General features: G+C 36.8%; 24 protein-coding genes. 19 read left to right on the top strand and 5 right to left on the bottom strand.

The window, feature by feature from the left end; all coding sequences use genetic code 11:
• Positions 1-20 precede the first annotated feature (20 nt).
• Together ABVM53_RS01305 and ABVM53_RS01300 are read right to left on the bottom strand one after the other, a co-directional pair.
• A complete protein-coding gene (locus ABVM53_RS01305) occupies positions 21-1361 on the bottom strand; it encodes a glycosyltransferase (protein WP_405328587.1) in 1341 nt (446 codons plus the stop codon).
• Between the two features lie 624 nt (positions 1362-1985).
• Entirely contained in the window at positions 1986-3002 is a 1017-nt protein-coding gene (locus ABVM53_RS01300) for a helix-turn-helix domain-containing protein (RefSeq protein ID WP_405328584.1), read from the bottom strand.
• Positions 3003-3459: 457 nt separating this feature from the next.
• On the opposite strand from ABVM53_RS01300, the gene ABVM53_RS01295 reads away from it, so the two are divergent.
• From ABVM53_RS01295 to ABVM53_RS01205, 19 genes are all read left to right on the top strand, one after another.
• Positions 3460-4167 carry an SDR family oxidoreductase gene (locus ABVM53_RS01295; protein WP_405328581.1) on the top strand — a complete coding sequence of 236 codons (708 nt, stop codon included), beginning with the start codon at positions 3460-3462 and terminating at the stop codon, positions 4165-4167.
• A 22-nt stretch (positions 4168-4189) separates the two neighbouring features.
• A complete protein-coding gene (locus ABVM53_RS01290; RefSeq protein ID WP_405328578.1) occupies positions 4190-5302 on the top strand; it encodes an NAD-dependent epimerase/dehydratase family protein in 1113 nt (370 codons plus the stop codon).
• Between the two features lie 11 nt (positions 5303-5313).
• Positions 5314-7332 (top strand): SDR family NAD(P)-dependent oxidoreductase, encoded by a 2019-nt coding sequence (locus tag ABVM53_RS01285; protein WP_405328575.1) that lies wholly within the window; start codon positions 5314-5316, stop codon positions 7330-7332.
• A 2-nt stretch (positions 7333-7334) separates the two neighbouring features.
• Entirely contained in the window at positions 7335-8342 is a 1008-nt protein-coding gene (locus tag ABVM53_RS01280; RefSeq protein ID WP_405328572.1) for a zinc-binding dehydrogenase, read from the top strand.
• A gap of 4 nt (positions 8343-8346) precedes the next feature.
• Positions 8347-9360 carry a Gfo/Idh/MocA family protein gene (locus ABVM53_RS01275; protein WP_405328569.1) on the top strand — a complete coding sequence of 338 codons (1014 nt, stop codon included), beginning with the start codon at positions 8347-8349 and terminating at the stop codon, positions 9358-9360.
• Positions 9350-10465: a glycosyltransferase family 4 protein gene (locus ABVM53_RS01270; protein ID WP_405328566.1), complete on the top strand. Its 1116-nt coding sequence runs from the start codon at positions 9350-9352 to the stop codon at positions 10463-10465. The genes ABVM53_RS01275 and ABVM53_RS01270 overlap by 11 nt, the downstream gene beginning before the upstream one ends.
• Entirely contained in the window at positions 10462-11586 is a 1125-nt protein-coding gene (locus ABVM53_RS01265; RefSeq protein ID WP_405328563.1) for a glycosyltransferase, read from the top strand. Before ABVM53_RS01270 ends, ABVM53_RS01265 begins: the two co-directional genes overlap by 4 nt.
• Complete coding sequence (locus ABVM53_RS01260; RefSeq protein ID WP_405328560.1) at positions 11579-12682, top strand: glycosyltransferase; 1104 nt, start codon at positions 11579-11581, stop codon at positions 12680-12682. Before ABVM53_RS01265 ends, ABVM53_RS01260 begins: the two co-directional genes overlap by 8 nt.
• Before the next feature lie 18 nt (positions 12683-12700).
• On the top strand, positions 12701-13774 hold the full coding sequence (locus ABVM53_RS01255; protein WP_405328557.1) for a glycosyltransferase: 1074 nt from the start codon (positions 12701-12703) through the stop codon (positions 13772-13774).
• A gap of 4 nt (positions 13775-13778) precedes the next feature.
• Entirely contained in the window at positions 13779-14573 is a 795-nt protein-coding gene (locus tag ABVM53_RS01250) for a TIGR04290 family methyltransferase (RefSeq protein ID WP_405328554.1), read from the top strand.
• Positions 14574-14590: 17 nt separating this feature from the next.
• A complete protein-coding gene (locus ABVM53_RS01245; RefSeq protein WP_405328551.1) occupies positions 14591-14881 on the top strand; it encodes a hypothetical protein in 291 nt (96 codons plus the stop codon).
• A gap of 11 nt (positions 14882-14892) precedes the next feature.
• Positions 14893-15876, top strand: coding sequence for a UDP-glucuronic acid decarboxylase family protein (locus ABVM53_RS01240; RefSeq protein ID WP_405328548.1), 984 nt, complete (start codon positions 14893-14895; stop codon positions 15874-15876).
• A 22-nt stretch (positions 15877-15898) separates the two neighbouring features.
• Complete coding sequence (locus ABVM53_RS01235; RefSeq protein ID WP_405328545.1) at positions 15899-16237, top strand: four-helix bundle copper-binding protein; 339 nt, start codon at positions 15899-15901, stop codon at positions 16235-16237.
• 54 nt (positions 16238-16291) lie between these two features.
• On the top strand, positions 16292-16774 hold the full coding sequence (locus tag ABVM53_RS01230) for a ferritin-like domain-containing protein (RefSeq protein WP_371457327.1): 483 nt from the start codon (positions 16292-16294) through the stop codon (positions 16772-16774).
• Positions 16775-16970: 196 nt separating this feature from the next.
• Complete coding sequence (locus ABVM53_RS01225; RefSeq protein ID WP_371457328.1) at positions 16971-17843, top strand: manganese catalase family protein; 873 nt, start codon at positions 16971-16973, stop codon at positions 17841-17843.
• A gap of 170 nt (positions 17844-18013) precedes the next feature.
• Positions 18014-19189: a zinc-dependent alcohol dehydrogenase gene (locus ABVM53_RS01220; protein ID WP_405328541.1), complete on the top strand. Its 1176-nt coding sequence runs from the start codon at positions 18014-18016 to the stop codon at positions 19187-19189.
• A gap of 76 nt (positions 19190-19265) precedes the next feature.
• Positions 19266-20324, top strand: a complete 1059-nt coding sequence (locus ABVM53_RS01215) for an AI-2E family transporter (RefSeq protein ID WP_405328538.1) — start codon at positions 19266-19268, stop codon at positions 20322-20324.
• A complete protein-coding gene (locus ABVM53_RS01210) occupies positions 20314-20751 on the top strand; it encodes a transporter substrate-binding domain-containing protein (RefSeq protein WP_405328535.1) in 438 nt (145 codons plus the stop codon). Before ABVM53_RS01215 ends, ABVM53_RS01210 begins: the two co-directional genes overlap by 11 nt.
• Entirely contained in the window at positions 20748-21734 is a 987-nt protein-coding gene (locus ABVM53_RS01205; RefSeq protein WP_405328532.1) for a cation diffusion facilitator family transporter, read from the top strand. Before ABVM53_RS01210 ends, ABVM53_RS01205 begins: the two co-directional genes overlap by 4 nt.
• 58 nt (positions 21735-21792) lie before the next feature.
• On the opposite strand, the gene ABVM53_RS01200 is transcribed toward ABVM53_RS01205, so the two are convergent.
• The 3 genes from ABVM53_RS01200 to ABVM53_RS01190 all read right to left on the bottom strand — a co-directional run bounded on the left by ABVM53_RS01200 (position 21793) and on the right by ABVM53_RS01190 (position 24614).
• Positions 21793-22662, bottom strand: coding sequence for a glucose 1-dehydrogenase (locus ABVM53_RS01200; protein WP_405328529.1), 870 nt, complete (start codon positions 22660-22662; stop codon positions 21793-21795).
• A 216-nt stretch (positions 22663-22878) separates the two neighbouring features.
• Entirely contained in the window at positions 22879-23403 is a 525-nt protein-coding gene (locus ABVM53_RS01195) for a DUF421 domain-containing protein (protein ID WP_405328526.1), read from the bottom strand.
• Between the two features lie 224 nt (positions 23404-23627).
• Positions 23628-24614, bottom strand: coding sequence for a transporter (locus tag ABVM53_RS01190; RefSeq protein ID WP_405328523.1), 987 nt, complete (start codon positions 24612-24614; stop codon positions 23628-23630).
• Positions 24615-24622: the final 8 nt, after the last annotated feature.

Below are 24622 nucleotides of genomic sequence, written 5' to 3'. Positions count from 1 at the left end.
AATTTTTTGTTAGCAGCATCTTAGCTGATGGGATAAATTGAATTAGTAAGATTCTCTCTAACATTTCTAAATTCTCTATTACTATTTATGTGAGAGGTTGTAACTATCACAAAGAGAATGAAGGAGGGAAATGCTAGTGAGGGTGTATAAATAAACTGCAGTGTACAGCAGCATAGCAATAAAGCTAAAAAGAGGTAGATGCTTATTTGATAAACTCGTGAATGCTGAAATGAAACACCTGCAGTGGTTTCTTTTTTTGAAAGGATGAAATTATAAAACCAGTAAAATGCTCCTTGTAATATGGTATTTGTATTGGCTAAAAAACCCTTTGTCTGTTTAATGACATTAAATTTGGTTGATATTCCAAATAATACAAATTGTATAATAAAGTGCAGATAGAAAGAAGCGATAGACATTGCAATAACTGGCTGAATTTCTTCAGGATGTAGTGGTAAAAAAATACTTGATAAAAAAGCGATTATAGGAAGAGCAGTAAAATTGAGCCAGACGGTCAAACGTATTGTTGAAATCAATTTTACCTGAAGTGGTAAAACTTTTGATTTCCATAATTTCTGAACGATATTAAGCTTGGCCGATATCCATTTTTTCTGGTAAAAATTTAAATTTAAAAGCCCTTCGGGAATTATTTCCCATCCTACAACAGAAGGAGAATGGTATATTTTGTAGTTATTTTCTCGAAAAAGAATTTCAAGTCTGGTAACTTCAGAAATATCTGTGGAGTATTGATAATTAGTAGCTTCAAAGACTTCTTTCTTTAAGATAATAATACTGTCTGCCGGCATAAAATTTAAAGAAGAATCTATATTATCTGAGTAGTAGTGATAATAATGTTCTAGCTCTTCTTTTATTCCTAAATTATAGGGAGCTTCATTAAAATATCCTATAGGAAATTGTACAGCGTGTGTGCTGTATTCTTTGATTTGCTTTAATGCTGTCGATAAGGCATTAGGTTGTAATACATAACGCGCTTTTAAAGTGAGAATATATTGAGCATCTTTAGATACAATTGAATTACATATAACACGGTGGAAATTTTCTGAATTTTTCTCATAGCTAGAAAAAACCCGTATAGATTGGTTGTATTTCTGGCAGAACTTAATAAGCGTGCATTTTAAAGGTGTAGCACTTTTATTCAATAAAATAATTAGCTCAAAATTAGAATAGTTTTGATTGCAAATGGAACGAATTGCATTGTAAACGACTTTAATAGGTTCCTCATTGACCTGAAGATGTATGCTTATTTTTAACTCGTCAATTAAACTTGCTTCTGACGATTTTTTAACAGGATACTTAATTAATAATGCTATTCTATAGACACCTACTAGTAATAATAATGTCAAATTAACTAGTAAAAGTAATAGACTTAATTCACTAAACACATAGCAGCTTAGAAGGAAAAGAAGAATTAAAAGCAAGAAGCTAAAATGAAAGAATCTCATGTATAATTTTTATCTAATTCATAATTTCATTTAAAATTAATATAGACAATAATTAAAAAGTATCGGATTCGATTATTTTAGTGACGGTATATTTTAAATAATGTTAAAGATTGTTTAAAATAATATTATAAAAATGTGAAAATAGGTTGAAATTAAGACTTTCTGAAACGGCTAGAATTCTAGGTTTCTCTGTTTTAAAAATGCTTTTTTCCGCTTTCTAAAGGAATTAGTGGAGAGGTGATATTGTTGCCAAAATTCGTCTTATTATAAATAGGAAGTTTAAATCGAAGTGGCAGATTATAAATTAAAAGCTATTTGTTTTATTATAGAAGTAGTAACACATCACATAACATAGATGGATGTTTTAATCTAAGGTTCATATGTAAGTCCGTTATCTATCATAATATCCGCCTATAATAATATTTTATCCACATAGGAATAAAGATTTGGACATAAATATTCCTATACCATCTCAGATGGTATTTTAATGCAATTGTTAAATACCTGAATTTTAAATATTCTATGTTAGTTTAATCCCTTTTTAAACTTTTTACGATATTCTGATGGAGACATATGATATTTCTCTTTAAATATTTTAGAAAAATGACTTTTACTAGTCAAGCCTAGTTCTCCAATTATTTCACAGATATTCAAATTTGTAGTGACTAGCAATTTTTTAGATGAGCTAAGGCGTTTCTTTTGAATATAACTATTAACAGTTTCCTTATATAACTCCTGAAAGCCTTTTTGAAGTTTGTTGCTATTCATACCAATTTCTTGTGCAAACCACTTAATTTTTGGGCGCTTGGCAAGATTGTTATCAATTAAATCTGGAATTCTTTTTAAATTTTCAATCTCATAGGGCGTTAAATAGTGTGGAGGCAGTGGATACTCCATACTTCGCAAATACTCCTGAAGATGAATTGTAATTAGTTCCAACAGTTTTCCTTCAGCATATATAATTTTGAAAAAATCTTTTCCTTCAAATGAATTGATGTTTTGATATACTTCTAATAATTGTAAATCATAATGACAATGATGTATCATATTGTCATTTGTAAAATTAAAGAGATTCTTAAGGTGAATATTAAGATCTGCATCATACTTACGGCTTTCTAAGAATGTATAGGTATCAATAGATAAGCAATTTATGTTTACGCGTATATATCTTTTAAAGTGTATAGAAAATGAGTCAGTTGAAGGATGGTTTAGAAGCGTACTTTGATAAGGATTAAATTTATAAATAAGATTTTGGTTTAAAATCGTTGTAAACTTACCCTCGACCACATAAAAGAAATATAACAATTTGTATAAACTTGGTGCAAAAACAAGTTCTACATCATCATAAAATTGACAGTTGTAGTTAATATATCGTATACCACAGCTATATTCATATCCTTCAATAAACCCTTCGCCAATTTGTTTAGGAATCTCAATTCTATAATTTTGGTTAGCTAAGACTTTTACGCTGCTTTGGAAAGCCTCACTCAAAGCTTTAAATATATGAGTAATGTTAGGAGAACTTACAAATACTGATTTCAAATTGGAGAATTTTTGTTAGATAAATTCGAAATTAGTTGTTTTAAAGTGTTGCACTTCTTCCAGCTTAGGAATAAACTTTTTTTCATTAATAATTAAATTGATATCATCAATTGCAGTTTTTAATCGTTAACAATTGCTACTAATTGGCACTTTTTATCGCTTTGTAGACCTCCTGGATTTTAAACGTTTTTTCTTCTGATATCTCTGTATTCGCTTTAATTCTTATCTCCAGATTGGAAAAAAAATTTTCTGTTTACCACCAATGTCTTTAATCACATAACTCAGATTAAATGTTAAAAAGATATTTTTTTCATAAAATTTTAAAATTGTCTTTATAAAAGTTAACAGGCTGCTCCTCTAGCTTTGATCTTATCATAAAGGGATAAATATCCTCACTGCCTGCAAATGGCTTTTCTCTAGATCACAAGTATTCAATTGAGCAAAATGTTAAGGACCTATGGCTTTAAAACATAACATACATCAACCTACAGCATTAATTACCGGGGGAAGTAATGGGATAGGTTCTGCTATTGCATATAAACTATTGAAAAATAGAATGAATGTTGCCGTAGCTGATGTACTTCCCCCTTCTTCTAATGACGTTTTTTTTAATAAATGCGATGTTACGAAAGCCAAAGAAATAGATGATTTATTTGAAGAGCTTACTCAAAATTTTAGCCTACCAGATATTCTGGTTTTAAATGCAGGCAGAGGAATACGAGAAAAATTGACAGAGGGAGATCCCTCAAAGTGGGAAGCAATTCTTAACACCAATCTTATGGGAAGTCTGCGCTGCATCAGGGCATTTGTACCTGCTATGCTCAAAAAGAAAAGAGGTCATGTTATTTTCATTTCTTCGGTAGCTGCAAATCAGCCGCACCCATACGGTGGGATTTACAGTGCTTCAAAAACCGCTTTAGAAGTTGTTGCAGAAACCTTACGACTAGAGACGTTACCACATATTAAAATATCGATTATAGCACCAGGAATTACAGATACATCTTTTTTTGATAATGAAATTTCGGGTGATATATCAATTAATGACCTAGGGCCCGATCCACTTTCTCCACAAGATATTGCAGAAGATGTCTGGTACATTCTCAATAAACCAGGCCACGCTGTAATAAACAAATTAATTACACGGCCCGCTAATCAATCTTTTTAACAACTAACAAAAAAACAAAATAATGATAAAACATATTCTCATAACTGGTGGAGCCGGCTTTATAGGATCTCATCTCGCAGATGAATTACTGGAGCAGGGGTATACTGTACGGGTGTTAGATACCCTTTCTGAGCAAGTACACGGCAAAGAAAAAAAACGTCCAGATTACCTCAACCCTGAAGTGGAATTACAAATTGGTGATGTGCGCAATGCAAATGATATTCGTATCGCGCTTGAAGGCATTGATGCGGTTTTTCATATGGCGGCGTTGGTAGGTGTGGGGCAAAGTATGTATGAGATCCGTGAGTATACAGATGTTAATAATGTAGGTACAGCTACACTCTTACAGGCACTTATTGACCATCCTGTAAAAAAATTGATTGTAGCATCGAGTATGAGTGTTTATGGAGAAGGCTTGTATGAGGATATAGATGGCAATTTAAAGGAACATTGTGAGCGTAAACTATCAGATTTAAAATCTGATAAGTGGGAGATGATCGAGAAAGAAAACTATCTGAAACCTATACCAACTCCAGAGACAAAAACCCCTAAACTATCCTCGGTTTATGCTCTTTCTAAATATGATCAAGAACGATTGAGCCTCATAACCGGTAAAGCATACAATATTCCTACCACAGCATTGCGATTCTTTAATGTCTATGGAACCCGACAAGCTTTATCCAACCCATACACCGGAGTGTTAGCAATATTCGCATCCCGTTTACTCAATGATAAACCTCCAATGATTTTTGAAGATGGGTATCAGAAAAGAGATTTTATACACGTAAAGGATGTGGCTCGTGCTTGTCGTATGGCTATGGAAGCAGAGCAATCTAATGGGGAAGTATACAATGTGGGCAGCGGCAATCAATATACAATTACTTCCATTGCACAAAAGCTCGCTGAAGTAATGAATAAAGACATTCAACCTGAAGTAAATGGGAAATACAGGGTAGGGGATATAAGGCATTGTTTTGCAGATACTACTAAAATCAAAAATGAATTGGGGTTTGAACCTCAGGTAAATTTTGAAGATGGCCTGTATGAGCTTGCAGAATGGCTTAAAGATCAAATCGCTACCGATAAAGTAAATCAAGCTAGTACAGAATTAGAATCTAGAGGGCTAACGGTTTAAAATAAAATATTATGACGCATCTACAGCAACGACCCATAGTGGGCATCCTGGAGTGGTTTCGCCCGGGGGAATATAAAGAAGTAACAAAGGCTATACGCGATTTTCAGAATCTGGGTATCACGCATTTGAGAACGGGAATTTCGTGGGCAGATTGGTATGTTGAGGGTACTCCAGAATGGTACGACTGGCTTTTTGAAGAATTAAGCAAGCACGTTGAAATATTGCCGTGCATCTTATACACACCACCATCTATAGGAGAAGCTCCCCGTACTTCTGCACCTCCCAAAGATCTTAAAGCATATGCAGATTTTATAGATGTGATTATAAGTAGATATGGAAACTATTTTGAATGGGTAGAACTCTGGAACGAACCTAATAACAGCGTGGAGTATGATTTTACGATGGATTTCTCCTGGTATAAGTTTTCAAAAATGATAGATATGGCAGCCTATTGGGCAAAGCAACGAGGCAAGAAAACGGTTCTGGGTGGTATGAGTCCTATAGATCCAAACTGGCTGCAAATGATGGCAGAACGGGATACGCTCACACATATTGATGCCATAGGAATACACGGATTTCCAGATGTTTTTGATCAGCAGTGGAACGGTTGGAAAGAAAAGATTGATGCTGTAAAAAAGGTGTTGAAACGTTTTGATCTGAATAAAGAATTATGGATTTCAGAAGTTGGATTTTCAACATGGCAACACGATGAGGTTAAACAATATGAAGAATTTAAAAATGTATTACAAACCGAAGCTGACCGTGTATACTGGTATAGTTTAAACGATTTGGCTGCTAAAAACGCCACAGTGGGAGGTTTTCATTTAGACGAGCGCGAGTATCATTTTGGTTTAAAGAAGCCAGATGGCTCAAAAAAATTACTTTACAAATTGCTTGAAAAATATGGACTCGACGCCATATTTACTCACGATTATATTTCAAAATCATATAAGATAAATTCCGAAGAAAAATACGTTCTTATTACTGGTGGCGCAGGATTTATAGGGACTAATCTGGCAAAGCGGTTTTTAAGTGAGGGTAAAAAAGTTATGATTTACGACAGCTTAGCTCGCGAGGGAGTAGAACAAAATCTCAAAGAACTTAAAAAGCAATATGATACGCAACTTTTGGTTCAAATCGCAGACATACGTGAGGAGTTGGTATTAAGACAATGTGTTCTAAATGCAGAAGCAGTTTTTCATTTTTCAGCTCAGGTTGCGGTTACTACTTCAATAGAAAACCCTTTAGATGATTTTCAGGTTAATCTAAAAGGAACTTTTAATGTTTTGGAAGCTATACGAACGAGTCCACACCAGCCGCCTTTATTTTTTACCTCAACCAATAAAGTTTACGGCAATCTTGATGGGGTGACTATCGAAGAGACACAAACACGGTATTTGCCCAAAGATGAAAGGATTTTAAATTCTGGAATTGGTGAATCACGCTCTTTGGATTTTCATAGCCCGTATGGATGTTCTAAAGGTTCAGCAGACCAGTATATTCTCGATTATTCCCGCTCATACGGACTCAAAACTGTTGTTTTTAGAATGAGCTGTATTTATGGTCCGCATCAGTTCGGCACCGAAGATCAGGGCTGGGTAGCTCATTTCTTAATCAGTGCTTTAGAAGATCGCCCTATTTGCATCTACGGAAACGGTAAGCAGGTACGAGATATACTTTTTGTAGAAGATCTGGTAGACGCTTTTCTTCTAGCCTATGCAAAGTTAGATAAAACAGCGGGGCAGGTATTTAACATTGGAGGCGGCACTGATAATACAACCAGTTTACTTGAAATATTGAAAATTATCAAAACCAAGACAGGGAAAGATATGAGTATTTCTTTTGATGACTGGCGTACAGGTGATCAATATTATTATGTATCAGACATTTCAAAATTTTCAACAGTTACCGGCTGGAAGCCTCGGTTTGATATTGATTCAGGAATACAAACTTTAATGGAATGGTTGTGCGATACCCGAGACCTTACATTAGAAGATAATCCTACTCATCCTAAAGCTCTAGCACTATGAGAATGACTAGAAAATTACAGAAACTCCCGGAAAATCCCTATCAGGCAGCTGGTTATCAAGCAGCGATAATTGAAGCTCCTCAGCAGTTTGGGATTACACAAGAAACACTCCCAGAACCTGGCGAGGGTGAAGTGCGCGTTACAATAGAGGGCTGTGGGGTTTGTGCGTCAACAATTCCGGTCTGGGAAGGAAGAGATTGGTTTGATTATCCACGTGAAGCTGGAGCTCCGGGTCATGAAGGTTGGGGCGTGATTGATGCAGTGGGTAAAGGTGTTCAGGGGTTTGCTAAACGGGAACGCGTAACAGGACTTTCTTACAAAGCCTATGCAACACACGACATTGCACGTGCTGAGGACCTTGTAAAATTGCCTGACTTTTTAGATGGTTATCCGTTTCCCGGAGAACCGCTAGGATGCGTGATGAATATTTTCTCGCGCAGTGCAATAAAGAAAGGACAAACTGTTGCAGTAGTTGGTTGTGGTTTTATGGGATTGCTGCTTATTCAATTGGCTAAATCTGCAGGAGCAAAGGTAATTGGTATTTCTAGACGTGAATTTTCTCTTGAGGAAGCCGCAAACGCTGGTGCGGATCATACCATAAAACTAGATGACCATTATAAGATTATAGAGGAAGTAAAAAAGATAACCGGAGGTAATTTTTGTGAGCGTGTAATTGAAGCAACGGGAATAGAATGGCCGCTTAACCTTAGTATTGAGCTTACAGCAGAAAGAGGGAAATTAATAGTGGCTGGCTATCACCAGGATGGGATGCGTACTATAAATGTGCAAATGCTTAATTGGCGAGGAATAGACATGATAAGTGCTCATGAACGAGATAGCAAAAATTATGTAAAAGGAATAAAAGAAGCTATCGAAGCAATACGCTACAGACATATGGACCCATTTCCTTATTTCACACATACCTATAGCCTTGAGGATATTGAAAAAGCATACCAGCTTTTAACAAATAGACCTGATGGTTTTATAAAGGCATTAATTCTAAATCAATAATCAAATGATAGCTATACCTGATAAAAAGAAAAAACTTAACCTGGGATTTCTAGGAGTGGGTTGGATAGGTCGTAACAGGATGCAGGCATTACTTAACCACAGCCCCAGCAAGGCTACTGTCATTTGTGAACCCGATTCACAAAATGCTGAAGAAGCTATTCAAAATGCACCAGATGCTTGTTGCGTCGAAAATGCAGAAGAAATGTATAACGATACCTCTCTTGACGGAATAGTTATCGCCACACCTAGTGCACTTCATGCAGAACAAAGTATTGCTGCCCTAAATGCGGGTAAAGCTGTTTTTTGTCAAAAACCATTAGGTAGAACTGCAGATGAAGTGAAAGAGGTAGTAGCTGCCTCTAAAACTGTAGATAAATTACTTACTGTGGATCTGTCTTATCGCTATACAAAGGCATTTCAGGAGGTTTATAAGCGATTGATTAACAACGAAATTGGGGAGGTTTATGCTATTGATCTGTGCTTTCATAATGCTTACGGTCCTGATAAAGAGTGGTTTTATGACCTTCCGCGATCAGGTGGAGGTTGCGTGATGGATCTAGGCATTCACCTTATTGATCTTGCTTTATGGAGTCTTGGTTTTCCGGAGATTAAAGAAGTGAGAAGTGACTTGTATGCACAAGGAAAAAAGTTGCAGCTCTTTGAAGATAAAATTGAAGATTATGCCAGCATAAGTTTTCTTACTGAAACGAACATCAACATAAATCTTAAATGTTCGTGGCATCTACCTGCAGGTAAAGATGCTGAAATACATGCCAGTTTCTATGGTACTAAGGGAGGACTAGCATTTAAAAATGTGGAAGGTTCCTTTTATGATTTTACCGCAGAAAAATACAACGGAACCCAGACCGAAGTATTAGTTACACCACCAGATTCTTGGGGCGGTCGCGCGGGAGTCGTTTGGGTTGAAGATATATTAAATGGTAAAGGCTATGATGCTACTACTGCAGAAGAATTAATAAAAACCGCAACACTAATAGATCGTATTTATGCAAGATGAGCTTCACATACTCATGACTACAGATACCGTGGGTGGGGTGTGGACCTACAGTATTACGCTTTGTAAGTCGTTACAGACTTATGGGGTGAAGGTGCATCTTGCTGCTATGGGCGGTTTTGCTTCCCAGTCACAGCGACAAGAGGTTGATGCTCTCAAAGAAAATGTGACATTTTACGATAGCAACTACAAACTGGAATGGATGGAAAATCCGTGGGAAGATGTAGATCAGGCACAGCACTGGCTACATAGTATTTACCTGCAGGTTCAGCCAGACCTTATTCACCTTAATAACTTTGCCAAAATACATCCAGATTGGAAGTGTCCTATAATTACTGTTTATCATTCTTGTGTAGCAACTTGGTGGCGTTCGGTGCATAAGGAATCTATTCCACAGGCGTGGAATTTGTATTTGAATTTACTTCAGAATACGTTGAAAGCTTCAGACCGCGTAGTGGCACCTTCTAAAGAATTGTTACTTCAGGCGACCACGATCTTAGATATCGATAGTCCGGGGATGGTTATTTACAATGCGCGAGAAGATCGTCCTTCTTCCGAAGTAAAAAAGGAAAACTTCATTTTAGCCACTGGACGTGTTTGGGACGAGGCAAAAAATTTACAACTGCTGGAAGCTTGTGCTAAAGAAATTTCCTGGCCGGTTTATGTAGCAGGAAATTCTACAAATCCCGCTTCAGGAGCTGAGGTGCGACTTCAAAATGTAAAAATGCTGGGACAGTTAACGTCTGAAGAATTAAATGCTTGGATGCAGAGAGCAGCAATCTTTTGCAGTCCTGCAAAGTATGAGCCTTTTGGTCTTGCCATTTTAGAAGCTGCTAAAGCAGGTTGCGCTCTGGTATTAAGCAATCTAAGAACGCTTAAAGAACTATGGGATGATGCAGCCGTCTATTTTAATCCCAATGAAAAAGACGAACTGTGGTATCAAATTCAGCAGTTAATAGATAATCGCGAATACCTGAAAGTACAAGCTTTTAAAGCAAAGCAAAGATCACAAACCTATACAGCGAGTAAAATGGCAAGGGAGTATATGCGCTTGTATACCTATCTGCTGCGGAATTTAAAGAAAAAACTAAAACAAAAAAGTGTATGAAAATAGTGATGTTTTACCATTCTCTCACGTCTGACTGGAATCACGGCAACGCTCATTTCTTAAGAGGAGTTGTAAAAGAACTCCAGAAGAAAGAGTATGAGGTAATTGTATATGAGCCTCGTGATAACTGGAGTCTACGCAATCTTACAAAGGATTATGGAGCAGAAAAGGCTAACGAATTTAAACGTTACTATCCCACGTTAGAACCTCACTTTTATGATGCTGAGGCAACCGATTATAAAAATCTGGTATCTGATGCAGATGTGGTGATCGTACACGAATGGAACGCTCCAGAATTGGTTGCCGCTCTCGGAGCCATTAAAGAAGAGGTAGGATATAAATTACTTTTTCACGATACCCACCACCGGGCAGTTTCTGATGTGTCAAGTATGGCTCAATATGATTTTACAAATTATGATGGAGCTCTGGTTTTTGGAAAAGTTATCAAACAGATTTATGAGCAGAATAATTGGATAGATAGGGTATGGACTTGGCACGAGGCTGCAGATACAGATTTGTTTAAGGCAGATCGTGATCAGGAAAAAGAAGGAGATCTTGTATGGATAGGCAATTGGGGTGATGACGAACGCACCGAAGAGCTTATGGAATTCCTGATAAAACCTGTAAAAGAGTTAGGTATAAAAGCCAAGGTGTATGGTGTGCGCTATCCAGAAAAGGCTTTGAAAGCTTTAAAAGAAGCAGGAATCGAGTATGGAGGATGGTTACCTAATTATAAAGTGCCAGAGGTTTTTTCTAAATACAAAGTAACGGTTCATGTACCTCGCAGACCCTATGTAGAAATGCTGCCGGGAATTCCTACCATCAGACCTTTTGAAGCAATGGCCTGCGGAATTCCACTTATTTGCTCGCCCTGGCGAGATACAGAAAACTTGTTTGATGCCGGAGCTGATTATTTGATGGCAGCAGACGGAGATCAAATGGGATATAAAATAGCCGAAGTGCTTAAAAGTGCGCAGCTGGCACAGAGCTTATCGATACAAGGTCAGGAAACAATTAAGCAGAAACACACCTGCAGCAAAAGGGTAGAAGAATTGGAAAACATTTTAAATGAGATAGAATCACCCTTAGCGGTACAAATGAAAATTAATCATGATGAATAAACTGAACGTAGCCTTTTTTGGATCCAGTATCGTTTCGGCCTATTGGAATGGAGCTGCCACTTACTATCGCGGGATAGTAAAGGCTTTACATAATATGGGGCACGATATTACCTTTTATGAACCCGATATCCTTGATCGGCAAAAACACAGAGATATTGAAGATCCGCACTGGTGCCGTGTGTTAGTTTATCCTAATGATAAAGTCACCTTAAGAGGATTGCTAAGAAAGGCTTCAGAAGAGGCTGATGTAATTATAAAAGCTAGCGGGGTTGGGGCATTTGATGAATTTTTAGAAAAAGAAATAGCAGGTTTGAAATCCGATAATAATATGGTGATTTTCTGGGATGTTGATGCACCTGCTACTTTAGACCGTATTGAAACTCATCCTGCAGATCCCTTTAATGATCTCATTGCGCGATACGATGTGGTGCTTACTTACGGTGGAGGACAACCTGTAATTGATGCATACAAAAGACACGGTGCAAAAAAGTGTATTCCTATTTATAACGCTCTGGATAATGAAACTCATTATCCGTTAGACCCAGAATCAAATTTTGAAGGTACTCTGGCATTTTTGGGCAACCGGTTGCCTGATCGGGAAAAGCGGGTGGAAGAGTTCTTTTTAAAACCCGCACAAAATTTACCAGAAAAGCAATTTGTTCTTGGTGGAAGTGGCTGGGGCGATAAAGATTTACCACAAAATGTCAACTATATAGGGCACGTATATACAAAAGATCATAATGCCTTCAATTGTACGCCTCGGGCAGTTCTTAATATCAGCAGGGACAGTATGGCAAAGTATGGGTTTTCTCCTGCGACGCGAGTTTTTGAAGCTGCGGGTGCCGCTGCTTGTATTATCACAGATTACTGGGAAGGTATCGATAGTTTTTTTGAACCCGGAGAAGAAATTCTTGTTGCAAAAAGTGGAAAGGAAGTCGAGGAAATTCTGGGAAGTCTTTCCACAGAGCGAGCCAGAGCAATTGGTGAGGCTGCTTATAAGAAAGTATTGGCAAAGCATACGTATGAACATAGGGCTCAATTACTCGAGTCGGTTATCAATCAAAAGTTGCAAAATAAAGAGCAGCAGGGCGTTTAACACTTAATATATAAGGAAATGAAATTTGTAATTATAGGCTTATCCGTTACGTCCTCCTGGGGAAATGGTCACGCTACAACATACAGGGCATTGCTAAGAGAGCTAGCAGCTTTAGGTCACCAAATACTTTTTCTGGAACACGATGTTCCTTATTATTCCAAGCATCGGGATATGCCAGAGCCTTCTTTTTGTGAACTACAGCTATATACTTCGGTTAACGATTTAAAAAACAATTACTCTAAGGCAGTGGCCGAGGCAGATGTAGTCATTGTGGGTTCGTATGTACAATCTGGAGTTGAGGTAGGTGAGTGGGTAATTAGTACTGCCCAGGGAATTACAGCTTTTTATGATATCGACACTCCGATAACATTAGCAAAATTAGAGAAAGGAGATTTTGAATATCTACATCCAGATCTTATTAGTAAATATGATTTGTATTTGTCATTTTCCGGAGGTCCTATTCTAAAGCACCTGGAAAATAATTATGGCTCACCTATAGCCAGAGCATTGTATTGTTCAGTAGATCCTCAATTGTATTACCCCGAAGAAACTAAAAATTGCTGGCAAATGGGGTATTTAGGAACCTATAGTGATGACAGGCAACCTACTGTAGAGCGCTTGCTTAATAAGGCAGCCTCAAAATATTCACACGAAGTATTTATTGTTGCAGGACCTCAGTACCCTGCAGATTACCCGTGGTCTTCTAATGTAAAACGCATCGCTCACTTACCGCCTGCAGATCATCGCCATTTCTATAATACTCAAAAATATACCCTTAATGTCACGCGTGCAGATATGATTAAGGCTGGCTATTCGCCAAGCGTACGTCTTTTTGAAGCTGCAGCTTGTGGTGTACCCGTTATTTCAGATTACTGGGAGGGTATAGAAACCTTCTACAATCCGGGAACCGAACTACTAATCGCTGAAAATACAGAACAGGTTTTAAATTATTTTAAAAAGATAGATGAAGAAGAACGCCGGCAAATAGGAAAAAATGCGCGTGCTAAGGTTTTAAAATACCATACAGCTGCAGTACGGGCTAAGGAGCTTGAAGCAGCAGTTAATGAAGTACACCAATTATTAAAAGTTTGAATAAATGGATATCCAAAAACAAATAGAACAACTTGAACCTTGGTTTCACAACATTCATTTACCTGATGGAACCGTAACTGCTCCTAATCATTTCCTGGGAGATTTTCCGGGCTTTAAATGGGAGAAAATTCAAGCAGAAATTCCGCAGGATTTAAAAGGATGGAATGTACTGGATATAGGTTGTAACGCCGGTTTCTATGCGATCGAACTCGCAAAACGTGGAGCTGAGGTACTGGCTATTGATCTGGATGAACACTATTTAAAACAAGGTCGCTGGACGGCAAAACAATTTGGTCTGGAGCATAAAATTAAATTCAAGCAAATGCAGGTGTATGATCTTGCACAACAACCAGAAAAGTATGATTTGATCTGGTTTATGGGCGTGTTCTATCACTTGAGATATCCCTTGCTGGCTCTAGATATTTTATCTCAAAAAGCGAATGGAATGATGGTTTTTCAAACATTATCCCTCCCTAACAGCGAAGAGCAAGATATCCCGGAAGATGTTGCTTTTCATGATCGTGAAATTTTACAATCTAAAAGTTGGCCTTCTATGTCATTTATTGAGCATAAGCTGGCAGGAGATCCTACAAATTGGTGGGTGCCTAATCATCAGGGCATATTATCTATGCTAAGCAGCTGCGGATTTAGAGTAACCGCTACGCCCGAAGATGAAACTTACATCGCTATCAAGGATAAGACATTACAATCTAGTATGGAAACCTGGAATTATTCTGAGTTTTTATCGGCAACCGGCAAACCTTGGAGTGAAGAAGTATTACTTAAAACGAAAAAATAACCACTAAAAAAAGAGCTATGTCTGATCACGAATCAATAACTACTACAGACCACAACACCATCAAGAACTGGGTTACTTCCAGAAATGGAAAACCGGCTATTGTTGCTGGCACAGGAGATAAGAGCACTGGCAAAGCCGATGGTCTTCTGCGAATCAATTTTCCTGGAGGAGCAGAGGAAAGTCTGGAAAATATAGAATGGAATAAATTCTTTACCATTTTTGATGAGAATAATTTACAGTTCCTCTATCAGGAAAAAACCAAAGACGGAGAAGAAAGTCGCTTTTGCAAATTTGTTGACAATGCCTAAACCTTCGTGTTATGAAAACTGTACTTATTACCGGAGCAGCCGGCTTTTTAGGATCCCATTTATGTGACCGATTTATAGATGAGAATTTCCGTGTTATCGGGATGGATAATCTCATTACAGGTGACTTGCAAAATATTTTGCATCTGCTAGAGCATCCTCGTTTTACATTCTATAATCACGATGTGACACAGTATATATCGATGGATGAAGATATAGATTACATACTTCATTTTGCATCGCCTGCCAGCCCTATCGATTATTTAAAAATTCCCATACAAACTTTAAAGGTAGGTGCAATGGGCACTCATAATTTACTAGGTCTTGCCAAAGCTAAGAAGGCTCGTATACTCATCGCTTCGACTTCAGAGATTTATGGAGATCCGTTAGAACATCCGCAGCATGAAAGTTATCACGGTAATGTGAGCAGCATAGGACCTCGCGGAGTCTATGACGAAGCTAAACGATATATGGAAGCTATTACGATGGCTTATCACAGGTTCCATGGTATAGAAACACGTATTGTACGCATCTTTAATACGTTTGGGCCGAGGATGCGATTAAATGATGGTCGCGTAATTCCGGCATTTATTGGTCAGGCTTTGAGAGACGAACCATTAACACTATTTGGTGATGGATCACAAACACGCTCCTTTTGTTATATCGAGGATCAGGTCGAAGGTATTTACAGGCTATTAATGAGTGACTATCATTTGCCAGTTAACATTGGCAATCCAGAAGAAATAACGATCAATCAGTTGGCAAATGAAATTTCTGATGTGATTGGCAAACCACTAGAAATTATTACGCACAAGCTTCCGGAAGGTGATCCTGTAAAAAGAAAACCAGATATCTCAAAAGCAAAAGAAATTTTGGATTGGGAGCCACAGATATCAAGAGAAGAAGGGCTACAAAAGACCTATGCCTATTTTAAAAGTCTTCCTAAAGAAAAATTATGGAATACAGAGCATAGGAATTTTGAGAGATACTATAAATAAATTCTAATTAAAATCAAACACTATGAGAAACGAAGAATTAGTAAGTATTCTAAATGAATGTGCCAGCTACTGCAACTATTGTGCAGATGCTTGTTTAGATGAAACGAATATCGAAAATATGGTCAACTGCATACGATATGATCGCGTTTGTGCTGAAACATGTAGCACTCTTGCCAAAATATTGTGTATAGATATGCCTAGAGATCAGATTTCTACGCTAGTAGAATTTTGCATAAAAATTTGTCAGAATTGTGAAAAAGAGTGCAGGCAGCACGAAGCAAATCACTGTCAACATTGTGCAGAAGCTTGTAAAAATTGTGCAGATGCGTGTAGCCGATTTTTATACGCTAAACTGGATTAAAAGAAATCAATTGACATCCAACAATCCTATTAACCAAAATTAAAATTAGCAACTATGAAAAATTTAAAAGATTTATTTAATCACCAACTTCAGGATCTATACAGCGCCGAAAGTCAGCTAGTTGATGCTTTACCTAAAATGAAAGAAGCAGCTACTAATGAAAAGCTTAAAAAAGCTTTTGAAGATCATTACGAGGAGACTTTAAAACATAAACAGCGCATTGAAGAAATCTGTGATAAGCTGGACATTGATCCAAACGGAGAAGAGTGTAAGGCTATGAAAGGTCTTATTCAGGAAGCTGAAGATTTTATAAAAGAAGAAGCTCCAGATGATGTTAAAGACGCAGGTTTAATTGCAGAGGCTCAGCGTGTAGAACATTATGAGATTTCAGGTTATGGAACGCTTATTAACTACTGCAATCAACTGGGTTATGAGGACATTGCCGAAAAGCTAGCCAAGACCTTGAAGCAAGAGTATAAAGCTGATGAATTGCTGAATGATATTGCAGAAGACAATATTAATCAAAAAGCAAAATAAGAAGTGAACACCTTTTTGAATTTGAGTTAGGCAAAATTTCTAAAAGCATGTTTTTAGAAATCTAATTCTTATCTCATTTTATTCAAATGGTTTAAAAGTAATTCTGCTTTAAGAGTTTAATTCCTAAAGCAGTCTTTAAGTAAGCGTATTAAGAAATACGTAATTAAAAATTAAACTAACATTAAAAATTACGATTATGTTTTACCACGATGGAAAATTACAGTATGATGTGAAAGTAGATAAACCCAATCCGCAATTTGCAAAAATGCTTCAGCAGGCAATTGGAGGTATTGAGGGAGAAATGAAAGTTTGTCTACAGTATTTATTTCAGGCATTTGGAGCGAGAGGTCCAGCTAAATACCGCGATATGTTGCTGGAAACCGGAACCGAAGAAATGGCACATATAGAATTGCTTGCCACTGCAGTAGCTTTAAATCTTGAGGGTGCCTCAAATGATTTAAAAGATGATGTTGCAAAAGATCCTTTTATGGAGCAGATTATGGGAGGTGCAAATCCTCGGCATATTCTTTCTAGCGGTTTATCTGCAATGGCAGTAGACAGCTCAGGAGTTCCGTTTAATGGATCTTGGGTTATAGGAACCGGAAATCTTGCGGCCGATATGTATGCAAATGTCACTGCAGAGTCTGCAGGGAGAACGCTGGCGACTCGATTGTGGCAAGCTACAGATGATAAAGGGATGAAAGATATGTTAGCTTTCCTTATTGCACGAGATACCATGCATCAAAACCAATGGTTAGCAGTGCTGGAAGAGATAGGTGGCTTAGAAGGAAATCATCCTATACCTAATAGTTTTCCGCAGGAATTTGAAAACCAGCAGAATAACTATAACTTTTTATCTACCCATATCGATGGGGAATCTCAAGCAAAAGGAAGATGGTCTGAAGGTAAATCTATAGACGGAAAAGGCACATTTACTTTTGAGAAAGCTAAACCACTGGGGCGCAAACCTGATTTAGGAAAGGCAGATCCAGCAGCGTTTGCTCAAAAGGAGCAAATGTCAACCGATAAGTCTTTATTAAAATCAACAATAGATAAGCTCAAAGGCTAAACAATCTGATTAAACCTAAAGCCTGCTCAATTCTATAGAATCAGGAGCAGGCTTTATTTTTTACAGGCTATTTTAAAGTACATAACGTACGAAGAGATCTTCTTTTCTGATTAGCGAGTATGTTGTTTAAGCAGATGAAGTTCTCTATTTCTAATCTAAAACAATTTATTATGAAAGCATTAGTATGGCATGGCAGAAACGATGTACGTATAGATACCGTTCCTGATCCAGAAATAAAAGAAGCGAATGACATTATAATTAAAATCACATCAACAGCTATTTGCGGCTCTGATTTGCACATTCTTGACGGATTAGTTCCTACTATGAAAAAGGGAGATATTCTAGGGCACGAATTCATGGGAGAAGTCGTAGAAGTAGGAAGCAGTGTTCAGAAATTTAAAAAAGGAGATCGCGTCGTTGTTCCTTTTACAATTGCTTGCGGGCATTGTGAATATTGTCACGACACGCTATTTTCTCTTTGCGATAATTCAAACCCTAATCCTGATTTGGCTAGAGCAAATTTAGGACATTCGATATCGGGAATATTTGGTTATTCTCATATGTTAGGAGGTTTTGACGGTGGGCAGGCTGAATATGTGCGTGTTCCCTATGCAGATGTAGGACCTGTGAAAGTTCCTGAAAGTTTGCACGATGATCAGGCGTTGTTTTTGTCTGATATATTTCCGACAGGATATATGGCTGCAGAAAATGCCAATATTTCCAGAGGTGATACAGTTGCTGTGTGGGGATGTGGACCGGTAGGGCAATTTGCTATTCAAAGTGCCTGGATGCTGGGAGCTAAACGCGTAATCGCCATTGATAATGTTCCTGAACGTTTGGCACTGGCACAGCAGTACTCTGCCGTAGAAGTTATTAAAACGACAGATCGTGATGACGTTTATGAAATTCTGATGGAAATGACAAATGGCAAAGGACCAGATAGTTGTATAGATGCTGTAGGTGCAGAGGCTCACGGTGACACTATGATAGGTAAGGTGATAGATAAAACGAAAGAAGTATTACAGTTACCTATGTCAAGACCTTATGTATTGCAGCAAATAATTATGAGTTGTAAAAAAGCAGGAACTGTATCAATTCCCGGGGTTTATGTAGGAATGGTTAATGAGCTTCCATTTGGTGCTGCAATGAATAAAGCGCTTAATTTCAAAATGGGGCAAACGCACGTACAGCGTTATCTAAAACCTCTTTTACAGAAAATTGAAGAAGGATTGATCGATCCTAGTTTTATAATAACGCATCGTATGAAACTAGCTGATGCGCCTAAAGCATACGAACTTTTTAAACACAAAAAAGACAATTGTGTTAAAGTAGTATTAACACCATAGAATAATACTAAACATAAAGAAAGGAGAGGGCGAAATGCCGTTTCCTTTTTTTATTTTTAAGATTAAAGAAATCAGTATGTATAAGAAAGGAATTTTATTAAAAGTCACGCTAATTGTACTCACAAGTTATTTTTTAATCTTGTCATTAGTAGAAGCTCAAAATTTTCTTGCGCCGTTGCTCACAGCTTTTATTATGGCTCTGATAATTCTTCCTTTTGTTCAAAAACTTGAAAAAAAACTTTCTCGGTCATTCGCTGCTTTAATAGGGACTATTGTATTGTTTATTTTTTCACTGGGTATTGTTTTACTTATCTCGTTACAAGTTCAAAACTTTGTTAAAGATTGGCCTCAAATAAAGGAAAAGATGGAGCCAAAAATTGAGCAGCTAAAGAGTTATGCTACTCAAAATACATTTTTAAGTGAAGATGATTTTAAATCTGGTAAACAAGATGAATCGGTATTAAATTCAAGTTTAGAATCTAATAAAACTGCTGGATACCTGAGTAGTATTACCGCATTTATCGGTAATTACTTATTGTGTTTTATATATATCTATTTTTTACTGTGTTACCGCCGAAAATTCAAGCGTTTTCTAATTCGCATTTTTCCGGATGAAAAAGAAGATCAGGTGCGAGTAATTTTGCAAAAATCAATTTCTGTTGCTCCACAATATATGATAGGGAAGCTAATATTAATGGGGATTTTAGCTGTATTATATGCAATCGGATTAGGTATTTCTGGAATAGACAATTTTATTTTGATTAGTTTACTCGCATCTCTATTAACCCTAATCCCATATATAGGAAATATAATAGGGATTCTTATCGCTATTGCTTTGGGATATGTAACATCGGGAGAGATTTCTGTGCTTATAGGAATTATAGCAACCTTTAGCATTGCCCAGTTTGTCGAAAGCTACATCTTAGAACCGTACGTAGTAGGGGACCGGGTAGATTTACATCCCTTTGTAGTCATATTAGTTGTTGTTATTGGCAATATGCTGTGGGGTGTAATTGGTATGGTTATCGCAATTCCACTTATGGCAATCATATCGGTTGTTTTTCTACATATTCCGCTTTTGCGTCCATATGGAATCTTGCTCAGTAACAATAAATTTGATGAGAATGAATCTTAACATTCTTTTGGGATACGTAATCCTCATCTCGCTGGCGGTAAACTGCAAAGATGCACCACGGGATGCTGCAAATTCCTATCAAACAGCTCAGCAAGGCAAGTTGCAAATAGGAGTAGTGATGAATCCTCCTTTTTCTGCTTATGTAGGAGATAGTGTTTATGGATCTGAAGTAACATTTCTACAAAAATTTGCTGAAGAAAAGAATTTAAAAATAAGTTATGTTTTAGATTCAGAAAGTGATCTCATTAAAAAATTGGAAACTTTTGATTTACACATTATTTGTGGAGGTTTTGAGAAAAAAACGAGCTGGAAAAAAAGAGTGACTCCCACCTTGCCTTATGATCAAAAACATGTGTTTTTGATTCCACATGGGGAGAATCGACTGCTTCAGGAATTAGAACAGTATATCATATCTAAAAAATTATGAAGGGTAACTACACCTTTGAACTGCCAGAACGCTTACGCGTAAAACTAAGTAAAGCAGTACGTCTAGAGTGGATAACCTTAGGATATCTAATAACAGTAGTTATTGCAATGTATCTGGTAATGGGATCTTCGCAAGCTATGAAATCTGCCTGGCTTGAAGATGTTCTTAGTTTGATCCCTTCTCTGGTCTTTTTAATTTCCACTAGAATTAATAGAAAAAAGCCCAATACCACTTTTCCTTATGGATATCATCGTGTTTTTAGTATCTCATTCTTAACTGGAGCAGTTGCTTTGTTTGGTATGGGAAGTTTTTTACTAGTTGATTCTTCAATTGCTTTAATAAATGCAGAGCGGCCTTCTATAGGTAATCAGGTTGTCTTTGGTCAGCAAATATGGATGGGATGGATTATGATTATGGTGTTGCTTTATAGTTCGTTACCTGCAGTTATTTTAGGACAACTCAAATTACCACTTGCAAAAAAGTTACACAATAAGGTACTATATATAGATGCAATGGCTCAAAAAGCAGACTATATGACTGCGCTAGCCTCAATTTTAGGAATTTTAGGAATTTATATGGGCTTATGGTGGGCTGATGCTGTGGCAGCCTTATTTATTTCTTTTTCAGTTTTAAAAGATGGTTATAAATATTTAGTTACTGCGATATATGATCTTATGGATAGGCATCCGCTTAGTTTGACAACGGGAAAGAAAGATCCTTTAATTCACGATATACAAGAAACTGTAAATTCGTGGTCGTGGGTAAAAGAGTCCAAAGTGCGATTTAGAGAGCACGGGCAAGTTTATTTTGGGGAGATAGCTGTTGTCGTAACTGATGATTTTACACTCAAAGATATTGAAGAGGGCTACGAAATTATAAGAGCTTTACATTGGAAAATTACAGATTTTACCATTGCTCCGGTAAGTGAATTGCCTCAATGGTTTATGGCTGCAGATGATTCAAAAGATCAAAAGAAGCAATAAAAAAAACTGCCGTTTTGCGGGATGCCAATAGACAATTAACAAAACGGCAGTTTATATTTTATATCGTGTAACGACCTCCGGTCGCTTCAACAGTTGCTCCTGAAATATAGCTTCCTTCATCTGAAGCTAAAAGAACATAAATGGGAGCCATTTCTACGGGCTGTCCCGGTCGTCCAAGTGGTGTTTTCTTTCCGAAGTTTTTTACTTTTTCTTCTGGTAAAGTTGCTGGTATAAGGGGTGTCCATATAGGTCCCGGAGCTACGGCATTTACACGTATCCCTTTTTCTCCCCATAATTGAGCCATACTTGATGTAAAGTTCTTTATTGCTCCTTTAGTGGCAGCATAGGGAACTAAGCTTTCGCTGGGTTGGTACGCATTTACAGATGTAGTATTAATTACACTACTGCCAGGCTTTAGATGAGGTTCTGCAGCTTTGCATAAATAGAATGGAGCGTAAATATTTGTTCTGAATGTTTTATCCCACTCTTCAGCAGAAACTTCCTGAAGACTGGAATGTGCCATTTGAAAAGCCGCGTTATTTACTAGAATATCTAACCTGCCGAATTTATTTATGGTTTCATCAATAATTTTTTTGCAATGAGTTTCATCTCGAATATCTCCAGAAATAATCAGTACTTCCCCATTCATTTCTTCAATTTCACGCGCCACTTCTTTTGCGTCTTCATCTTCATCTAAATAGCTAATGACAACTTTTGCGCCTTCAAGAGCAAAAGCATAAGATACGGCTCTTCCTATTCCAGAATCTCCTCCTGTAATTACTGCGACTTTGCCTGTTAACTTATTGGCGGCCTTGTAACTGTCTTTTCCATAATCTGGTTTTGGACTCATTTCTGAACTTACACCAGGTTCATCTTGCATTTTAGTATCAAAGGGCGGTTGTGGATATTTTGTTTTTGGATTCTCCATGATTAATTGTTTTTTTTAGAATTATTAAAAGTTTAAACAAACTATTATAATTACTAATTTAGATATTAACCAGTACAGAGAAGTTTATAAAATTCTAATTAATAGGGTTTTAACGGGTGGTTAGGAATTTGTGTTAAAATCAAATTTTAAATGTTAAAGCTACTTTTCCTATTTTGATAAGCCGGAGAGGCTTTATGGTATTTACAAAACGAAGGACTATTCTCTTTTTACATCTTTCAGCATCCAAGGAGAAAGTTTTCTCGAATCATCTGCAGAGTGTATAACAATAATATCGCCCTTTGTTTCAAATACGACAGCCTTTACTTCAGTAAGATTCATAACATTTGATTCTCTCAATTTTGACCTAAGATCATCTTCGGTGAGTCGTACTTTTTTTAAATTTTTTTCTAATATTCTACCATCTTCCATTAACAGTAGAGGTTCATTATCTATGATTTTTTTTAGAGGTTTAATTTTCCGCATTAATGCTATTACAAATTGAAAAAAGTAAAGCATAAATAGGGCTAATGCACCTTCGATAATAGCTACATTTTTAGATAAAATAGTAGTTGCAATTATTGATCCTACCGCAATAGTCATTGCAAAATCGAAACTAGACATTTTAGATAAACTACGTTTCCCAAATATGCGTGTATAAGCGATTACAGCTAGGTAAATGAATAAAGTAGCTATAACTATTGTGATGGTTGATGACCAGCTTAAAGAATCCCATTTATTCATAAATAACATTTTGAGCGTTCAACGGATATAGTATCAAATTTAAATAAATCCTCTAGAAATATTTAATTGCAGATATTTGATTACTACTTTTATCGGTAATAATTTTGATCATTTTAGATAGGTACGGCAACTAAGTCGCTTTTTTTAGCAGTTTTCTTCTAAAGAAAAAGCCTCTACATAAACAAATAGTTCTAGTAGAGGCTTAATTTTTTAAAGTATTCGATTTATAATGTATAATTTAAATGTAAACCCAGTCGATAATTAGCTTCTACATTACCCGAGTTTAAATCCTGGGTTAGGGGTAGCATAAAATTTACACCGGTGCTTAATTTTCCTAAAGATAATTCTGTACCTATTCTTGTAAATAAAACAGATCCTTGTGTGTCAGCGACAGGCAATCCATAACTTTCATTTTCATTGAATACCTCACCGGTAAGTCCTATAAATGGAATGATTTTGTCAATTTTAACCGCATTGTAAACCTTAGATAGATTTACACCATAGGTAAATTGATCTCCAAAATGATATTCATCTTTGTTTTCAGTCTTGAATGTATAATTGGTCATAAAACCAAGTCCCCAATTTTTATATCCTACCGAATAATTTAGGGCAGCCACATAATCATAACTTCCGGTACCCACTTGAAAACTAGGGTTTACACTTCCAGCGTTATTTAACCGGTTATAATCACCGGTAGGTATTTTTATACCACCACCCAGCTCAAGACTATGTTTGTATTTTGATTGCTGATTTTCAAAAAGGCCGTCGGGTACCGGTGTAATGACTGAATAAAAAGCAAGAATACTTATATCTCCTAGACCATCTATACGTTGCGTTGTAGTGTTTATAAACTCCCGATTGTGAAAATGATAAGGAACGATAGCAGTTAAACTCAATTTCTTCGTCACCGGAATTTTTCCCCATAACTGAAGTGTATTAAAATTTTCATCGACCCATGGTGAATTATTAAAAATCCCATCTCGTGATTTATAACTTTGATAGATATAACGTAGTCCTATAAAATTTTCATTTCCTACCGTACCGTAGCCCATACCACCGCCCGAGCTTCCGCAACCACAAAAGTCACAATCTTCATACGTGTATTTATAAAATGGATTGCTATTATAGTAGAGGGATTTTGTATTTTCTTCACTAGCGAATGTCGATAAGCTAAATGCAAAAATGAGTTGTATATATATAAACTTTTTCATTTCGATAT

The organism is Leeuwenhoekiella sp. LLG6367-2.1, assembly GCF_045055775.1.
Lineage (GTDB): Bacteria > Bacteroidota > Bacteroidia > Flavobacteriales > Flavobacteriaceae > Leeuwenhoekiella > Leeuwenhoekiella aequorea.
Note: the sequence above shows the minus strand (reverse complement) of the source record. Positions and strands in the feature narration are given on the sequence as shown.

Bases quoted from the DNA above. Each gene is read 5' to 3' on its own strand.
- ABVM53_RS01205 (WP_405328532.1), top strand. From the start codon at position 20,748: ATGAAGGGTAACTACACCTTTGAACTGCCAGAACGCTTACGCGTAAAA.
- ABVM53_RS01195 (WP_405328526.1), bottom strand. From the start codon at position 23,403: ATGAATAAATGGGATTCTTTAAGCTGGTCATCAACCATCACAATAGTT.
- ABVM53_RS01230 (WP_371457327.1), top strand. From the start codon at position 16,292: ATGAAAAATTTAAAAGATTTATTTAATCACCAACTTCAGGATCTATAC.
- ABVM53_RS01245 (WP_405328551.1), top strand. From the start codon at position 14,591: ATGTCTGATCACGAATCAATAACTACTACAGACCACAACACCATCAAG.
- ABVM53_RS01260 (WP_405328560.1), top strand. From the start codon at position 11,579: ATGAATAAACTGAACGTAGCCTTTTTTGGATCCAGTATCGTTTCGGCC.
- ABVM53_RS01235 (WP_405328545.1), top strand. From the start codon at position 15,899: ATGAGAAACGAAGAATTAGTAAGTATTCTAAATGAATGTGCCAGCTAC.
- ABVM53_RS01215 (WP_405328538.1), top strand. From the start codon at position 19,266: ATGTATAAGAAAGGAATTTTATTAAAAGTCACGCTAATTGTACTCACA.
- ABVM53_RS01290 (WP_405328578.1), top strand. From the start codon at position 4,190: ATGATAAAACATATTCTCATAACTGGTGGAGCCGGCTTTATAGGATCT.
- ABVM53_RS01225 (WP_371457328.1), top strand. From the start codon at position 16,971: ATGTTTTACCACGATGGAAAATTACAGTATGATGTGAAAGTAGATAAA.
- ABVM53_RS01220 (WP_405328541.1), top strand. From the start codon at position 18,014: ATGAAAGCATTAGTATGGCATGGCAGAAACGATGTACGTATAGATACC.
- ABVM53_RS01255 (WP_405328557.1), top strand. From the start codon at position 12,701: ATGAAATTTGTAATTATAGGCTTATCCGTTACGTCCTCCTGGGGAAAT.
- ABVM53_RS01270 (WP_405328566.1), top strand. From the start codon at position 9,350: ATGCAAGATGAGCTTCACATACTCATGACTACAGATACCGTGGGTGGG.
- ABVM53_RS01285 (WP_405328575.1), top strand. From the start codon at position 5,314: ATGACGCATCTACAGCAACGACCCATAGTGGGCATCCTGGAGTGGTTT.
- ABVM53_RS01240 (WP_405328548.1), top strand. From the start codon at position 14,893: ATGAAAACTGTACTTATTACCGGAGCAGCCGGCTTTTTAGGATCCCAT.
- ABVM53_RS01280 (WP_405328572.1), top strand. From the start codon at position 7,335: ATGACTAGAAAATTACAGAAACTCCCGGAAAATCCCTATCAGGCAGCT.
- ABVM53_RS01265 (WP_405328563.1), top strand. From the start codon at position 10,462: ATGAAAATAGTGATGTTTTACCATTCTCTCACGTCTGACTGGAATCAC.
- ABVM53_RS01295 (WP_405328581.1), top strand. From the start codon at position 3,460: ATGGCTTTAAAACATAACATACATCAACCTACAGCATTAATTACCGGG.
- ABVM53_RS01250 (WP_405328554.1), top strand. From the start codon at position 13,779: ATGGATATCCAAAAACAAATAGAACAACTTGAACCTTGGTTTCACAAC.
- ABVM53_RS01190 (WP_405328523.1), bottom strand. From the start codon at position 24,614: ATGAAAAAGTTTATATATATACAACTCATTTTTGCATTTAGCTTATCG.
- ABVM53_RS01210 (WP_405328535.1), top strand. From the start codon at position 20,314: ATGAATCTTAACATTCTTTTGGGATACGTAATCCTCATCTCGCTGGCG.
- ABVM53_RS01200 (WP_405328529.1), bottom strand. From the start codon at position 22,662: ATGGAGAATCCAAAAACAAAATATCCACAACCGCCCTTTGATACTAAA.
- ABVM53_RS01275 (WP_405328569.1), top strand. From the start codon at position 8,347: ATGATAGCTATACCTGATAAAAAGAAAAAACTTAACCTGGGATTTCTA.